This is a genomic window from Chryseobacterium indologenes (genome assembly GCA_016025055.1).
Taxonomy (GTDB): Bacteria; Bacteroidota; Bacteroidia; order Flavobacteriales; family Weeksellaceae; genus Chryseobacterium; species Chryseobacterium indologenes.
In genome coordinates this window covers 3056622-3072393 of record CP065590.1, presented here as the reverse complement: position 1 = coordinate 3072393, position 15772 = coordinate 3056622, and the positions used below count along the sequence as shown (strand labels likewise).

The window sequence follows — 15772 nt, the reverse complement described above, 5'->3', positions numbered from 1 at the left end:
TAAGAATGTTTCTAAAGTCCTTTCATAATATGATCATTAGTATGTTGGTAATTGTTATGCCTTCTCACTAGGAATAGCTTCATTTAATGAGTACTTCTGTAGTATTGCCACGAATGCACGAATAAAATCACTGATACAAATTATAATATCAGATCCAGTAAATCCTGTAAATAGATATATCAGAACCTTTCTCGTCATTATAATCATTGGTGTGTTGGTAGCTGTTGCACTGATCTTTTGAAGTGCCGATGTTTCCTTCAGACCATATTTTGATCATCCAACAGTAATATTAACAAACCTTAACCCGTTATTATTTTAACCTTTTTACTACAAATACATCAAAAAAATAAATTTTCTCACGATGGCTGATTCACTAATAAAAAACAAACATCTCCTTTGGCGTGCAGGTTTCGGGATTGGCATCAACCAAATTTCGGAGCTGAAAAATAAAAGCAATAAAACGCTTATTGGCGAATTATTTAAAGAAGATCAATTTACCGAAATCAGCTATGATACCCCGGATGTAGATCCAACTACAGATGATATGAACGCAAATACTCCTGCAGAAAGGAAAAAGGAAATGCAGCGCATCAACAGGGAGCAAAACAACGAACTTAATCTGAACTTTCTGAATCAGATGGTGAACGGTAAGGAACAAATAAGAGAAAAGATGGCATTTTTCTGGCACGGGCATTTTGCCTCCAGAGTCATCAATCCGAAATTCAACAAACAGCTTTTGAATACGATCCGTAAAAACGCTTTAGGTAGTTTTAAAGACCTGCTGTTTGAAGTGAGCCAGTCACCGGCCATGCTAAACTTTCTGAACAACCAGCAGAATAAGAAAGATCATCCGAATGAAAACTTTGCCCGTGAAGTCATGGAACTTTTCACCATGGGCAGAGGAAATTACACGGAGAAAGATGTAAGAGAAGGTGCACGCGCATTTACCGGTTGGAGCTATGATAAGGAAGGAAACTTTAAGGAAAGAAAAAAACCTGCATGATGAAGGAGTAAAAAATTTTTTAGGCAGAACGGGAAATTTTAATGGTGAAGATATTTTAAATAGTATTCTGGAACAAAAAGCAACTTCGCAATTCATCACAACGAAGATCTATAAGTTTTTTGTCAATGAAAACGTAGATCATGAAATCGTCAATAGACTGAGTACAAATTTCTACAATTCAGGTTACAATATAAAAAAACTTCTGACGGAGATATTTTCAAGTTCCTGGTTCTATGATGAAAAGAATATCGGAAACAGGATCAAGTCACCAGTCGAACTGATGGTCGGGATCATGCGAATTCTTCCCATGCAAATCCAGAATCCGGAAAACCTCATCGTATACCAGAAGCTATTGGGGCAAATGTTGTTGTATCCACCGAATGTTTCGGGATGGCCCAGTGGAAAATCATGGATAGACAGCTCTACTCTGATGCTGAGGCTTCAGGTTCCTCAGATATGGTCCGGGCTGCGACCATTGGAGTATAGTCCACGCCAGGACGATGATATTGATATGGGAATGAAATCCCGTGAAACGGCTCTCAATAAAAGCTTTAAAAATCCCAATATTACCATAGACTGGAATCGGGTTGATACAATATTTGCACAAAAGAACTGTGAAGATTATATACTTCAAAAAACTAAAAGTCTTGATATTAATACGGTAAAGAATTTTTCCGACAAGAGTATTAAAATGACTGTCATCAACCTGATGTCAACTCCGGAATATCAGTTATGTTAGGTAGAAGATTTCAGGTTGCAGGCAACAGGTAATAGTGACTCGCAGTTTCGCTTTACAACCTTTTATTTACTATTTAATTCTGTAAAAATTTATAAAAACAAATAATAGTAAAAATATAGACTAGCCCTGCAACCCACAACTTAACATGTGCCACCTTTACCCTAAAAAAACAAAATTATGTTAATCAAAAGAAGAGAATTCCTCAAAATAAGTTCACTGGCAACGGCTTCATTGATGATGCCTAATTTTTTAAAAGCAATGGCTCTGGACGATGCGCTATCAACCAACCAGAACATTCTTGTTGTTCTGCAGTTTACAGGAGGCAATGACGGGTTAAATACCATTATTCCTGCAAAAAACGATATTTACTTCAGAGAACGGAAAACCCTTGCCGTTCAAAATTCGTTACCTCTGACAGATGAGGCAGGGATCAATCCTTCTCTTTCTTATTTTAAAGAACTTTTTGACAATGGTGAACTCTCTGTCCTGAATAATGTCGGCTATCCTAATCCGGACAAATCCCACTTCAGAAGTATGGATATCTGGCAATCAGCAAGCCGAAGCGACGAATTTCTGGATACCGGATGGCTGGGAAGATTTCTGGACGAAGAATGTTATCGTTGCGAGCATCCTACACAGGCACTGGAAGTAGATGATATGCTGAGTCTTGCCTTAAAAGGGGAAAACAATAAAGCATTTGCCTTTAAGGATCCCAAAAGACTGTACCAAACCAGCCAGGAAAAATATTTCAAATCCCTTTATGATCATCATCACGATGATGAAACGGTATCATACCTTTATCAGACATTAGAGTCAACCATTAACAATGCAGGATATATATTTGATAAAAGTAAAGCTAAAAAAACGGAACAAACCTACCCCAATTCCCAACTGGGAAAAGATTTTAAAACGGTAGCTTCATTAATAAAATCCGATATCAATACCCAGGTTTACTATTTATCTGTCGGAAGTTTTGATACCCATGTCAATCAAAGCGACAGGCAGTCGAAGTTGTTCTCTGATATTGATGAGGCTGTAAAATCATTTGTTGCAGATATGAAAAGCAATGGATTGTTTAACAATATTCTGCTGATGACATTTTCCGAGTTCGGGCGCCGTGTTGCGCAAAACGCAAGCAATGGCACTGATCATGGCACTGCCAATCAGATGTTTTTTATCAGTGGAAATCTCAAAAGAAAAGGTCTGCTCAACGCTCTTCCTGATTTGCAACACCTGAACGAGGGCGACCTTATTTATACTGAAGATTTCAGAAAAGTATATGCCACTATTCTAAAAAACTGGCTTAAAGCAGATTCCTCTAAGGTTCTGGGCTGGAAAAACGGGATTTATGATTTCGTTTAGATAAAAATTCCCCCACACATTTTTATCTTGGCTTGGAAATTGCATAAGTCTCTACAAAATAGCACTATGAAATCAAGAATATTTAAAGCATTAATTGCAATTTTAGCCCCAATAGCGATTGAATATATCGTAAAAAAAATATCTGAGAAAATAGATAAAAACGAAGAAAAGAAAGAAAAAGAACCTAAGCAGATTACTGCATAAACGTAAAAGTAGTTAGAATTTAAAATTATTGAAAAGAGACTGTCACCTTATGTACAGTCTCTTTTTTTGTGATTAATTTTCTTATCTTAAAAACTTGGGAATCCGGAACATTTACTATATCATTTAAATGCCACACAAGGACAATATTTTTTTGTTTAACCTTCATTTTTTGTACCCGGTTCAGTTTCTTCAGGTACAATGAGATTTTGGTAATTTGTACTTGCTGTCTTGAATTTTTCTTCCATTCTCAATCTTAATTTTCTGGGCTTATGAACAAGCAGAGAGTCCCCAAAGCCTAATAATAATCTCTCCAGCTCGAAATTAATCTGAACGCAGATTTTAAAAAGAGTTCCCTCTTCATTTTCACTTACGATTTCCTGGCTTCTGTGCAATGGCTTTGTTTTCACATAAGGTGCGTTATGGGCATCTACCCAAAAAACAACATTCCTGGGAGCCAGCGATTCGGAAACAGTAACACCTATAATATCTTTAAAATAAACATCCCCATCCAGCTCTTTATCAATATACTGGTGTTTTTCCGCTACTTCGATAGTCTCCATTCTGTCTAAAGCTAGATTATACATTGTCTGTTTATAGAGACAGATCAGAAACCAACGGTTATTGAATTCCTTCAACAATTGCGGATGAACTGTATACACGCTGGATTCTCTTGCAGTAAAACTTTTATATAGAATTTGTAATACCTTTTTGTTGGCTATACTTTCATACAAAATATCAATATGCTCCAATCCTTTCAGCTGTTCATTTTTATCCAGGTGAATAATCGATTTCTGATTTGTGGAATGAATGGAATCTTCCAGTTTTTGAATAACCCCGTTCATCTCCTTGAACATTGAAAAATCTTTAAACTGCTTTAAAATCTGAACCGCATTATTCATTGCTTTCAGATCACTTTCATTCACAGAAATATTATGAATGCTGTATTCCGGATCACTGTAACGGTAATATTTCCTTTCATATACTTCAATAGGCGCCTCATACCCGAATTTTTCACTCCTCATATTCTGAAGATCAAGCTGAATTGTTCTCTTGCTGACATAGGATTCCTTGCCTTCAAACTCAAAAAGGGCTTCGGAGCATTCATCAATAAGATCCTCCAGGGTATATTTCCTGTACTTGTTTTTAAGACACTTGTCCAGTGTTTTATAGCGAATCAGCGCGTTTTTATTGGATGACATGATGTTTAGTTTTAATTGATCTTCTGCGGAAATTTACTTTTTCACTACCGCATCCCCTTCAAAAGTAATCCCTTCCCAGCCGAACTCCATAAAGTTTCTGATATTCTGATGATCGGTTCCATCCGGGTTCTTCAAAACATCTTCTCTGTAAAAATCGCCGAAAAGATAAAGAGTCTGTTCTTTTGAAATACCTTCATATGCAGCAAAACCGAAGATCTTGCAAGAGCCGTTGTTCTGCCCTGCTTCATTCATGATATTTCCGTTTTTAAAAGCTGTCGGAACAAAGTGATAATGTTCATCAATATAAGCAATCACATCGTTAAACTGAATGGTTTCAGGAAAATGTTTTAATTGTTCTAATAGTATCATAATGGTAGGATTTTATTTCTTAACGTATATAGCAGATCAGTAATTTTCCCCACTGCTGAATCTGCTTTTTTTAAATTTTTGTAAAAATAATTAAAAAAAAGATATGTACGCAAAACTATTGCGCAATAACGTAATTACTTTGCACTATCAAAATGACAAAACAATGGAATTTAATGGAAATCACTTAATCGAATTAGGATATAGACCAGCTAAATGGTTTAAAGATGCCATTATCTATATCAACGAAAATAATCTGGATGAAATTAAGATCAAAGAATACCTTGAACAGTTTAAACAACCGGACCTGATGCCTCTTCATGAAACAGCTAAAGATTTTATCATCAATATCAGAGCTGAACATGAAAGTGAAACAGACAATGTAGAAAAAGTAATCAATACGATGAATATCCTGATGAAAACACCTACCTTGATTAACGGAGCTATTATGCCGGATGCCTGTCCAACAGGACCTGCAGGTCAGATTCCCGTAGGAGGTGTTGTGGTGGCTCAAAATGCAATTCATCCGGGATTCCACAGCGCAGATATCTGTTGTTCCGTGATGTTGACTGATTTTGGTAAGATCAATCCAAAAGAGGTGCTGGATGCGGCTCACGCTGTGACCCATTTCGGATATGGAGGAAGACCGAGAGGAGAACAGATGCCCATGTCTCAGGAATTGATGGACGCATTCAGAGCCAATGACTTCTTACATGATGAAAAGCTGATCAGTATCGCCCGTTCTCATATGGGAACACAAGGAGATGGAAATCACTTCTTATTCGTAGGAACTTCAAAAAATACGGGAAACACGATGCTGGTAACCCATCATGGTTCGAGAGCACCGGGTGCTGCATTATATGATAAGGGAATGAAAGCAGCCAACAGATTCAGAATGGATATCTCTCCTGAAACCCTGAAAGAAAATGCGTGGATCCCCTATGATACCGATGAAGGAAAAGCCTACTGGGAAGCGCTGCAACTGATCAGACAATGGACTAAGGAAAACCATACTTCTATTCATGATGCCGTTCTAAACAAACTGGAAATGGAGAAGGAAAACCGTTACTGGAATGAACATAATTTTGTCTTCAAAGACGGAGATTTGTTTTACCATGCGAAAGGAGCTACTCCACTGGATGATAAATTCATGCCTGATATTACGGGACCAAGATTGATTCCGTTGAATATGGCAGAGCCTGTACTGATTGTTCAGGGAAAAACCAATGAAAGAAATCTGGGTTTTGCCCCACACGGAGCGGGAAGAAATTTCAGCAGAAGTCAGCATAAAAAATCAATGGCTCATAAAACGACGGAAGAAATTTTTGAAGAAGAAACAGCAGGATTGGATATCCGTTTTTATTCTAATGAAATTGACATTTCTGAGTTGCCAAGCGCTTATAAAAGTGCTAAAAACGTAAGAGCACAGATTGAAGAATACGGACTTTGTGAAGTCCTGGATGAAGTGATGCCTTACGGATGTATCATGGCCGGCGATGTGGAGAAAAATGCACCGTGGAAGAGAAAAAAGAAATTCAGAAAAGCATAAACTCAATATATAAACCTGACAGGTTTTGAGAGCTGTCAGGTTTCCGGAAACAAACAGGATGGGCAGGAGCTCAGCAGGCAGAACAACAATCACTGTGCGCCATTGGCATATAAAGTTCCCTTACTCGTGGGACGCAGGTTGGAAGCCTGTCTTCCTTGCAAAATGAAAGTATCCTGTCAATAAAAAATAAGGCAAAGGGAGTTCCTATACAATTTGGATTCTACTCCCCGCTTTTTCAAAAATTATAGGTAAAAGGAGTTCCTATATCATTTTTCTATTAAAAAATCTACTCCTCACTTATTTAATTTTTATATCATGAAAACACTTAAATTATTTAATGCCGTACTGGCTAAAAAATCTGATGAAAAACCTTTCATTTCACAGGACGGATTTGTAATTGAACCTGATGCACTTTGGGCAAAAAAACAGATCATCAAATATTATTCGAAAGAAAAATTAAATGGAAATGACCTGAATAAAACCTTCCATAAATCGTGGGAGAAAATTAAAAACAGTACAAGATTTGAACTGTTAATGGAACAGATTCTTCACTATTCTTCTACGTACGGAAGTCATTTTCAGGATGAGATCTACATTCCTGATGAAGTGTTGAACGTTCCTGGAACGAAGCTTATTTTTAAAGTAATCAAAGCCTATTCTCCTGATGAAATGACAGTAAAATGCCTGTCATTATTACAGTCAGGGATAGCTTTAACTGAAGAAACCATTGATGACCTGTTCTATATTTTAACGGAAGAACTTGAGTATGAATTTACTGGAAAAGAAAATATCAGAAACAAAGAAGCGATGGTAAGAATAGCTGATCTTTTTGAGATCTATCCTGAAAATCCTGTCGAATTTCTGAGATATGTTATTTTTAAAACAACAGATACCAGTCTTTTGATTAAAAATCAGGAACTGATTGAAAATATCAAATTAAGTAAATTTGATCCATCTGACCTGTTTGAAACATTCGGAACTGAAAAGCTTGCCGGAATTTTCAATAGATTCAAGCCCTTATTTCTGGCCTACAAAAACAGGTCGTCAAAGACGGTCAATAAGATTTCAAAACTGTCAAAAATATATCATCAGCCTTTGGTTTCAAACCCATTGAATGATGCAACAAGTACTTTATTGATAGAAAGTGATAGACACTGGCTGGAACATGCAACACCGTTTGCACTGTTTAAAGCATTATCGGCTTGTTATCAGAGAATGTATGGTCAGAATACTTTCGTCTATAGGATAAGAAACGGGAAATCATGGGTAAAAAACGGAAAAAACACGGATGTCAATGAGATGAATTATGACTTTATCCTACGCTATTTACAATCCAGATTTGATTTCTCAGGAAAGAAATTCTATTTCCCTGAAAATATAGACTACGGGCTCCCCACCTCTGAGAAAATGTTTGTAGGAAATTTCCCGACAGGAACAAGATTTACAGGGGAAAAACTGGCAGTGGGAATATACTGGGAAAATGCATGGGGAGCCTATGACCTTGACCTTTCCGGCCTGAATATCTCAGGGAAAACCGGATGGAATGCCGCCTATAATCAGGGAAACGGAAGTTTAATGTACTCGGGAGATATGACCTCTGCGCCTAAAGGTGCTGTGGAATATCTCTACGCCAACAGAGGGCTGAATACTCCTACGCTGATCATGAACAATGTTTATTCGGGAGCATCGGATTGCGGATATAAAATTGTTGTGGGAAAAGGAGATGATATTTCAAGAGACTATATGATGAACCCTGATCATCTGTTTGCTGAAGTGAAATGTAAGTCGGTACAGAGACAAACAATTCTAGGAATGCTGCTACCAAAAGGTGAAAACCAATGCTTTGTGCTGTTGAATTTCGGTTCAGGCCAGGCTCAGGTTTCCGGAAACTCTAAAGTGGCAGCTATGGCAACAGAAGCTTTGTATCAGCAATGGTATGAGCCTCTGTCTTTCAATGAGCTGATCAGAGAATTAGGAGCTACAGTGACCGCAGAAAAGTCAGAAGCCGATTTTGATTTTTCTCTTGAAAATCTTGAAAAAGATAGTTTTACTAAAATTTTCAGATAATAAATGCGCCATTTAATTTTATTGGATGGCGTTTTTATATTGATCCTTTAAACGACATAACCAACTCACAAACAATCTATCAGCATTTGTTCAGCCGGGGATATTTTTATACATTTGCCGACCTTAAATAATAAACAAAAAAACTTTTAATCATGAAGAAAATAGTATTCGTAATGTTAGCCGTTCTCACGCTCGCGTCATGCGGATCAGACGGAGGCAGGGATAATGACAACGGGTCTAACAATACAGCCAATGCAGCTCCGAAAGTTGTCACAGGCACTCCCATCATCGCGAACGCCCAGTTCAAATTTGCAGGAACGGTAACTTCCACGGGATCTGGTTATTCAAAACGTGGGTTTTGCTGGAGCAAAAACATCAATCCGACGATCGGCAATTCAAAATACATTGAGGAATTTACCAATACTACAGGTGATTATCAGCTGATGGCTACTTATAGTACAGATTTTGATAAATCGACCACTTATTATGTAAGAGCTTATGTTCAGGCCTTTAACGGGGAGGTCATCTATGGAGATAATGTATCGTTCATGACTCCTGCAAAAATGGATATTACCTTCAAGATGGCTAAAGAGATATACACTACTTCAGCCACTTTAGTTACAGAAAAGATTTCTGTAAATTATCTTGAAAGTTTCTTTCCGAACGAAAAAGGTTTTTGCTACAGAACCAGTACCGGAGTTGATATTGCCAACGGCCAGACTGTCAAAGTTGACAATCCCGGTAATTATTCACCGTATGAGCTGGAAGTGACAGGATTGCTTCCGAACACAACCTATTATGTAAAATCCTATGTAAAAGAAGGGTCTAATGTATATTATTCAGCTGAAAAAACCTTTACCACAGCCGGAGCGATAGGAGCTTCAGGCGGATATATTTTCTATGATAAGGGAGAAGCTACGGATGGCTGGAGATATCTGGAGGCCGCACCTGCCAATCTTACTTATAACGGCTCGGTTAAAGTACAATGGGGATGTCCTTTCGACGTTGTGAATCAGACACAGTCGGTGATGGGATCAGGACCGGCTAATACGGCAAGGATTATTTCTCAATGTTCCGAAGCCAACTGTGCGGCGAGACTATGTGCCAATTATACTGTGAATGGCATCACAGGCTGGTTTTTACCATCTGTAGAAGAACTTAAAGCATTTTATAAAAGTTCAAAGAATGTTTACACGATCGCTACCATTCAATGGAATGACTATTACTGGAGTTCTACCGAAGTACCGGGCCTGAACAAAGCGACCCTGATAGACGGATTTAACGGATACCTTTCAAATTACGAAAAAGATTATAACAAAGTGATGGTAAGACCTGTCAGAAGGTTTTAAAAAATACTCTATAAAAATGAAACCGCCGGTATGGGCGGTTTTTTTATTTTAAAACATAGATGTTTCTAAACATTTATTGTGTGAATTGAAAATACCTCTCCTTCCAGTTTCACAATACCTTTTTTCCCATAATCAATGCGGATATTAAACATATTTTCCAGAGGAAACTGAAGTATCGACTGGATGACCAGACGAATAACTCCGGCATGGGTGATGATCAGAATTTTATCAATATTCTGGGTTTTTATCAGTTCACTCCAAAAATTGAGTACCCTGGCCTGCATTTCAAGCAAATTTTCTCCTTCCGGAGTTTTTATACTGACAAAATCTTTATACCAGGGATTAATTTCCTGCTCAGGAATTTCAGTCCATTTTTTCAGTTCCCAGTTTCCGAAATTCATTTCCCGGATTCTTTCATCAGTTTTATAATTAAACTTAAAATGCTCTGCCATAAGGCAACAACGCTGTGACGGACTTGAAATTACCAGATCAAAATCATGATCAAGATCAAGGCTTTTAAAGTCTTCATCATAGCTTTGTTTTAAAGGCATTTCAGCAAAACCGTAACATAGGTTGTCAGGATTGTCGACAGCTGTATGACGAATCAGATGAATTTCCATGCGATAATTGTTCCCAGATAAAATAACACTTCACAAACCTGTTGTACAGCACCCAGACAATCTCCGGTATAGCCACCGATATGTTTTTTAAAATACCATCCCATATAGATTTTACCGGTATAGGCCAGAGCAAAAGCAAAAACCAGTCTCCAGTCCGGAATTAAGGCAAAGGAAATCAAAACACTTAGAAATCCAACAGCCAACGCTACTCCATCCAAAGGCTTATTGGCCAGCGGTTTGGATTTGCTGACATCTATATCCGTTACATACTGATGCGTGTAGATCATGGTGCCAGAAATAAAACGGCTTGTCGTATGAGCCAGAATAATAATTGCTAAAGTTTTACCCAAATCAGCAGTTCCCAAAGTCTGAATACTGAAAAATTTCAGGGCAAAGAGCAGAATAATCCCAATGGTTCCATAGGCTCCTACCCTGCTGTCTTTCATAATGGTAAGAATCTTTTCTTTTCCGTAGCCACCACCAAAACTGTCACACATATCTGTAAAACCGTCTTCGTGAAAGGCTCCGGTCAGCAAAACACTGATGATCATCATGAGGACAATTCCAATTTCAAGGTTAAAAAGCTGAGCTGAAAAATACAAGACTACTGTATTGATCAAGCCCACCAGCATACCCACCCACGCAAAATATTTTTGAGATTTATTCATAATCTCCTTGGAATAAGGAATTGTAAATGGCACCGGAATCCTCGTGAAAAACATCAGAGCCGTTGCAAAATAAATCAGTTCGTTTTTCAGGATCTTCATTTATTCTTTATTGGAAACATGAGCATCTTCAAAACTGGACATTTCATTCAGGAAACCAACTGCACTCCGGATAAGCGGATAGGCTAATGCACAGCCGGTTCCCTCTCCCAGCCTTAAATTCAGGTTGAGTAACGCTTTCTGCCCCAACAAATCTATCAGCTGAAGATGGGCATTTTCATCACTTACATGGCAGAAAATACAATTATTGAGGACTTCAGAATTCTTTTTCCAGACAGCGGCAACGGCAACACTAGCAATAAATCCATCCACCATGATCAGCATATTCTGATCGAAAGCCTCTTCCATAGCGCCCATCATCTGTGCGATTTCAAGTCCGCCAAAAATCCGGGCAACTTCATCCGGTGTTGCTATGTCGGGATATTTTTCAATGGCCGTGGAAAGAATATTGACCTTGTTGTGTAACTGGTCATCATTCAAACCGGTACCTCGTCCGATACAACTGGCAACTGGTAAACCAAACAGCTGGCTCATCATCAGTGAAGAAGCAGAAGTATTTCCAATGCCCATTTCTCCAAAACCGATGATATTACAGCCTGTTTCTGCGATCTCTTTCACGACCTGCCTTCCATTTTCAAGAGCTTTCAGGTATTCTTCAGGCGTCATTGCAGGCTCTTCCAATATATTACGGCTGGATTTCCGGACTTTTTTATCTATCAAAGCAAGGTCTTCAGGAAAATAAAAGTTTACCCCGGCATCTACAATCTTAATTGCAATACCGTTTTGCCGGCAGAAAACATTGATGGCTGCCCCGCCACCCAGAAAATTCATCACCATTTGGTAAGTAACTTCCTGCGGATAAGCACTCACACCTGCTGTAGCAATCCCATGATCAGCTGCAAAAACAACCATATGGGGAGCTATCAACTGAGGGGAAGTCGTCTTCTGGACCATACCTATTTTATGGGCTAAGTGTTCAAGATATCCTAATGCTCCTAAAGGTTTCGTTTTAAAATCAATTGTATGCTGTAATTCGTTTGATAACATGGATGTATAAACTTAGTAATATTAAAATAGAGAAAGTACAATATTAGTGAAATAGGCCGTTTTATACAATGTAATGGGAAGAAAAAGGTATGAGACAGATAGACGAAAGACGAAGAGATAAGGGACAAGCAACCAGCAAAAAACTTGGACCCGATGCAGCTTTACATCTTAAACCTGGAACTTTAGAATCCGGTTACTGCTGAATCCTGCAACTCAAAGCAATCTATTATACTTTTCTTCGTTTACAAACACTACGTAGTTACACTGCGTACTTCTTTATTTACTTTGCATTATAAATCGAAAACAATGACACCGAAAATACTGAAAAAAATAAAAGAAGTTGAAACGTCGAAGGGCGTAGAAGTCCTTTTGGCTGTAGAATCAGGGAGCAGGGCCTGGGGTTTTGCATCTCCTGACAGCGACTATGATATACGCTTTATATACAGGCATGAAAAAGACTGGTATCTTTCGCCCTGGGATAAAGATGAAACTATAGAATTTATGACGGAAGATGATCTCGATGGTTCCGGATGGGACCTTAGGAAAACCTTTCATCTTCTCCTGAAATCGAATGCGGCTTTGTTAAGCTGGTTCTATTCTCCTATTGTGTATATGAAAAACGAAAGATTCGTAGAACTTTTCAAACCATTGACAGATGCCTGTTTTTCTCCGATAGCTGTTTCTTACCATTATGTAAGCATGAGTAAAAAGTATCTTGAAGGCTGCAGAAACGATGAAGTAAAGCTGAAAAGTTACTTTTATTGTCTTCGGACGGCATTAACAGGAAAGTGGATCATAGACAAAGGAACAGTTCCTCCCGTATTGTTCAGTGACCTTCTTGTCTTAACAGATGATGCAACCAGACGTAAAATAGAACACCTGGTTGCTTTGAAGGCCACCAAGGGAGAGGCTTACTTTCATGCTAATGATTGGGAATTGTTTGACTTTTTAGAAAAGACCATACAAGAAAACGAGAATAAATCAAAAAGTCTGCGAGGAAGTAATGCGGATAAAGTTGAGATGGAAAGGATTTTCAGGGAGATATTAAAATAATTATCCAATAGATCAGGAGGCCGGTAAAGCTTTTTTGTTTCCCCTCTCTCCGCTTTTTCTTAACAATTATTTATTCCAAACCGGTAATAACAGCCATTGCGGATCAGAAATTTATCAATACCTTTAAGTAGCCTTATCAAAGAACATAAATATGGAAAACAAAAACTTTACGCCTGTAGAACAATCATTTGTAACAGATCTTTCGAAAAACAGCAGTACCCATATCGCTTATATTGCGGTCGATAATTTCCCTAATCTGGGGATGCTGACAGCCCTTAGATTTCTGGAATGGGTATCTCTAAACCCCAAAGGGGTCATCAGTTTACCAACAGGAAAAACTCCGGAATATTTCATTTTCTGGACAAAGCATATCCTTGAAAACTGGGAAAAAGAAGAGATTGCCGAGCTTAGAAAAAAGCATCGTTTAGGGAATGTTAAACCTTCACTCTCCGAGCTTCATTTTGTGCAGATCGATGAATTCTACCCTATCAGATCATCTCAGGCTAATAGTTTTTATCATTATGTCAATAAATATTACATCGAAGGCCTGGGGCTGAAAAGAGAAAATGCGATCCTGATCAATTGTGATGAAATTCCTCTGGCTGAAGGTAAAAGCTTTGAAGAAATTTTTCCTGATCATAAGGTCAATCTTGAATTAAGGTATTATGAACCGGAAACCCCTTTCGAAAAACTACAGAAAGAGTCTATTTTTCTCATCGATAACTGGTGTTCGGAATACGAACAGAAGATCCGTAACCTGGGTGGAATCGGTTTTTTCCTTGGAGGAATAGGTCCTGATGGCCATATAGCGTTCAACATCAAAGGTTCTGATCCTTTTTCGACCACCCGACTGACCTCAACGAATTTTGAAACACAAGCCGTTGCAGCAGGTGACCTTGGAGGAATTGAAATCTCCCGGGAACGGCTGGTCATCACGATAGGACTTGAAACCATTACTTATAACAAAGATGCGGTTGCCATTATTTTTGCCGCCGGAGAAGCCAAAGCTCCTATGATAAAAAATGCGTTGGAACTTCCGCCCTCCAATTTATACCCTGCATCAGTTCTTTCCAAACTGCCCAACAGCAGGTTTTATATCACGTTGGGAGCAGCGAGTATGCTGAATGATTTTATTGACGATTATTATCAATCCGGAAGCTGGTCTCAGGAAAAAACGGATAAAGCTGTCATGCAGCTGACTCAAAAACTCAACAAATATGCAGAACATCTTACCATCGGGGACCTGCGATCTGATCCCCATACCCGGCTCATTCCGGGCCTTGATGAGAATACGGTGCAATCTGTCATCACTTCCATTGAAAATAAAATAAAAAAAGGGACAGAGCAGCTTACGCACGAAGTTTTTTATCACACAGGGCCGCATCATGATGATATTTCACTCGGGCTTTTACCTTATATCCATTACCAATCCCGTAACGAAACCAATACCTCTCATTATTCTGTACTGACTTCAGGTTTCACGGCTGTAACGAATAAATTTTTAACGGATATCCTTAGAAATACCCTCTCTTTCATTCAAAAAGGAGACGTGGAAATGATTAATTATCCAGACTTTTTTGAAGTGGGATACAAAAATAAAAGGGATAAAGATGTCTATCATTACCTCATCAATATAGCCTCTGAAAATGCAACAGAGAGGTCAAGAGCAGTATCTCACAGAATGGTAAGAAACATTGTTGAGCTTTGGAATATTACAAGTCAGCAGGAACTGGAAGAGAGAATCAATGGGATTATTTCTGTGGTCAGATCAAGCTATGACGGCCAGAATCCGGAACCGAAAATCCAGACCCTTAAAGGAATGATCCGCGAATATGAGGAAGAACTGGTATGGGCTCATTTTGGGGTAAGAACAAAAAATGTATCTCACCTGAGGCTCGGTTTTTACACAGGTGCTATTTTCACCGAAAAACCCAACAGGGAAAGAGATGTATATCCCATCCTGGAAGAATTGAGAGCCATCAATCCGACCGTTATCAGTCTGGCATTTGATCCTGAAGGAAGCGGTCCGGATACCCATTACAAAGTTTTGCAGGCTATTGCGGCGGCAGTACGGGAATGGAGTAAAGAAAAAGACCTGTCACAGCTTAAAATATGGGGGGTACCGAAATGTCTGGTATCAGTTCAATGCCGCTGATGTCACTCATATTTTCCCTGTATCACTGAATGCCATGAGCACAATGGACGAAAGCTTTACCAATAGTTACCTGAGCCAGGTGAATGCCTCTTTCCCGAGCTACCGGTATAATGGAAAGTTCAGTCACCTTTCTATACAAACATGGGTAGAACAGCTTCAGGCTGCCCAGTTGATATTGGGAAAACCATACTTCTACGACAATGACAGTCCACGGTTAAGGGCTACCCACGGATTACTTTTTTTTAAGGAAATGGATGTGGAAGAATTCCTGCAGACAGCCCGGGAACTGGAACAATCAACAGAAGGAGTATAAGTAATTCAGATCCAAACTAAA

The 15772-nt window shown here is 38.7% G+C and carries 11 protein-coding genes and 2 pseudogenes; 8 read left to right on the top strand and 5 right to left on the bottom strand.

The features are described from left to right. The first annotated feature begins 361 nt into the window (after positions 1–361). From H3Z85_14170 to H3Z85_14160, 3 genes and pseudogenes are all read left to right on the top strand, one after another. Positions 362–1742 (top strand): annotated as a pseudogene (locus tag H3Z85_14170) (DUF1800 domain-containing protein). A 177-nt stretch (positions 1743–1919) separates the two neighbouring features. Next, complete coding sequence (locus H3Z85_14165) at positions 1920–3104, top strand: DUF1501 domain-containing protein (protein ID QPQ50589.1); 1185 nt, start codon at positions 1920–1922, stop codon at positions 3102–3104. A 66-nt stretch (positions 3105–3170) separates the two neighbouring features. Beyond that, positions 3171–3308, top strand: coding sequence for a hypothetical protein (locus H3Z85_14160; protein QPQ50588.1), 138 nt, complete (start codon positions 3171–3173; stop codon positions 3306–3308). A gap of 155 nt (positions 3309–3463) precedes the next feature. Here H3Z85_14160 and H3Z85_14155 read toward each other — a convergent pair whose 3' ends face one another. After that, entirely contained in the window at positions 3464–4507 is a 1044-nt protein-coding gene (locus H3Z85_14155; protein QPQ50587.1) for a WYL domain-containing protein, read from the bottom strand. 33 nt (positions 4508–4540) lie between these two features. After that, complete coding sequence (locus H3Z85_14150; GenBank protein ID QPQ50586.1) at positions 4541–4876, bottom strand: HopJ type III effector protein; 336 nt, start codon at positions 4874–4876, stop codon at positions 4541–4543. Positions 4877–5039: 163 nt separating this feature from the next. Between H3Z85_14150 and H3Z85_14145 the strand changes: the two genes are divergently transcribed. The 3 genes from H3Z85_14145 (at position 5040) to H3Z85_14135 (ending at position 9838) form a co-directional block, all read left to right on the top strand. Continuing rightward, the gene (locus H3Z85_14145; GenBank protein QPQ50585.1) at positions 5040–6422 is read left to right on the top strand and encodes an RtcB family protein; all 1383 of its coding nucleotides are present in this window, start codon (positions 5040–5042) and stop codon (positions 6420–6422) included. A 315-nt stretch (positions 6423–6737) separates the two neighbouring features. Further along, positions 6738–8489 carry a hypothetical protein gene (locus H3Z85_14140; GenBank protein QPQ50584.1) on the top strand — a complete coding sequence of 584 codons (1752 nt, stop codon included), beginning with the start codon at positions 6738–6740 and terminating at the stop codon, positions 8487–8489. 152 nt (positions 8490–8641) lie between these two features. Then, positions 8642–9838, top strand: a complete 1197-nt coding sequence (locus H3Z85_14135; GenBank protein QPQ50583.1) for a DUF1566 domain-containing protein — start codon at positions 8642–8644, stop codon at positions 9836–9838. A gap of 65 nt (positions 9839–9903) precedes the next feature. Here H3Z85_14135 and H3Z85_14130 read toward each other — a convergent pair whose 3' ends face one another. Genes H3Z85_14130 through cobT form a run of 3 tightly spaced genes read right to left on the bottom strand, consistent with a single transcriptional unit; the run spans position 9904 to position 12230 of the window. Continuing rightward, positions 9904–10458: an alpha-ribazole phosphatase family protein gene (locus tag H3Z85_14130; GenBank protein QPQ50582.1), complete on the bottom strand. Its 555-nt coding sequence runs from the start codon at positions 10456–10458 to the stop codon at positions 9904–9906. Further along, the gene (locus tag H3Z85_14125) at positions 10443–11219 is read right to left on the bottom strand and encodes an adenosylcobinamide-GDP ribazoletransferase (GenBank protein QPQ53901.1); all 777 of its coding nucleotides are present in this window, start codon (positions 11217–11219) and stop codon (positions 10443–10445) included. Before H3Z85_14125 ends, H3Z85_14130 begins: the two co-directional genes overlap by 16 nt. A 6-nt stretch (positions 11220–11225) precedes the next feature. Then, positions 11226–12230 carry a nicotinate-nucleotide--dimethylbenzimidazole phosphoribosyltransferase gene (cobT, locus tag H3Z85_14120; GenBank protein ID QPQ50581.1) on the bottom strand — a complete coding sequence of 335 codons (1005 nt, stop codon included), beginning with the start codon at positions 12228–12230 and terminating at the stop codon, positions 11226–11228. 306 nt (positions 12231–12536) lie between these two features. Here cobT and H3Z85_14115 point away from each other — a divergent pair, with 306 nt between their 5' ends. Continuing rightward, positions 12537–13283, top strand: coding sequence for a nucleotidyltransferase domain-containing protein (locus H3Z85_14115; GenBank protein ID QPQ50580.1), 747 nt, complete (start codon positions 12537–12539; stop codon positions 13281–13283). A gap of 151 nt (positions 13284–13434) precedes the next feature. Then, positions 13435–15751, top strand: a pseudogene (locus tag H3Z85_14110) (glucosamine-6-phosphate isomerase). Positions 15752–15772: the final 21 nt, after the last annotated feature.

Coding starts and splice junctions, on each gene's coding strand:
- H3Z85_14165 (QPQ50589.1), top strand. CDS start 1,920: ATGTTAATCAAAAGAAGAGAATTCCTCAAAATAAGTTCACTGGCAACG.
- H3Z85_14160 (QPQ50588.1), top strand. CDS start 3,171: ATGAAATCAAGAATATTTAAAGCATTAATTGCAATTTTAGCCCCAATA.
- H3Z85_14155 (QPQ50587.1), bottom strand. CDS start 4,507: ATGTCATCCAATAAAAACGCGCTGATTCGCTATAAAACACTGGACAAG.
- H3Z85_14150 (QPQ50586.1), bottom strand. CDS start 4,876: ATGATACTATTAGAACAATTAAAACATTTTCCTGAAACCATTCAGTTT.
- H3Z85_14145 (QPQ50585.1), top strand. CDS start 5,040: ATGGAATTTAATGGAAATCACTTAATCGAATTAGGATATAGACCAGCT.
- H3Z85_14140 (QPQ50584.1), top strand. CDS start 6,738: ATGAAAACACTTAAATTATTTAATGCCGTACTGGCTAAAAAATCTGAT.
- H3Z85_14135 (QPQ50583.1), top strand. CDS start 8,642: ATGAAGAAAATAGTATTCGTAATGTTAGCCGTTCTCACGCTCGCGTCA.
- H3Z85_14130 (QPQ50582.1), bottom strand. CDS start 10,458: ATGGAAATTCATCTGATTCGTCATACAGCTGTCGACAATCCTGACAAC.
- cobT (QPQ50581.1), bottom strand. CDS start 12,230: ATGTTATCAAACGAATTACAGCATACAATTGATTTTAAAACGAAACCT.
- H3Z85_14115 (QPQ50580.1), top strand. CDS start 12,537: ATGACACCGAAAATACTGAAAAAAATAAAAGAAGTTGAAACGTCGAAG.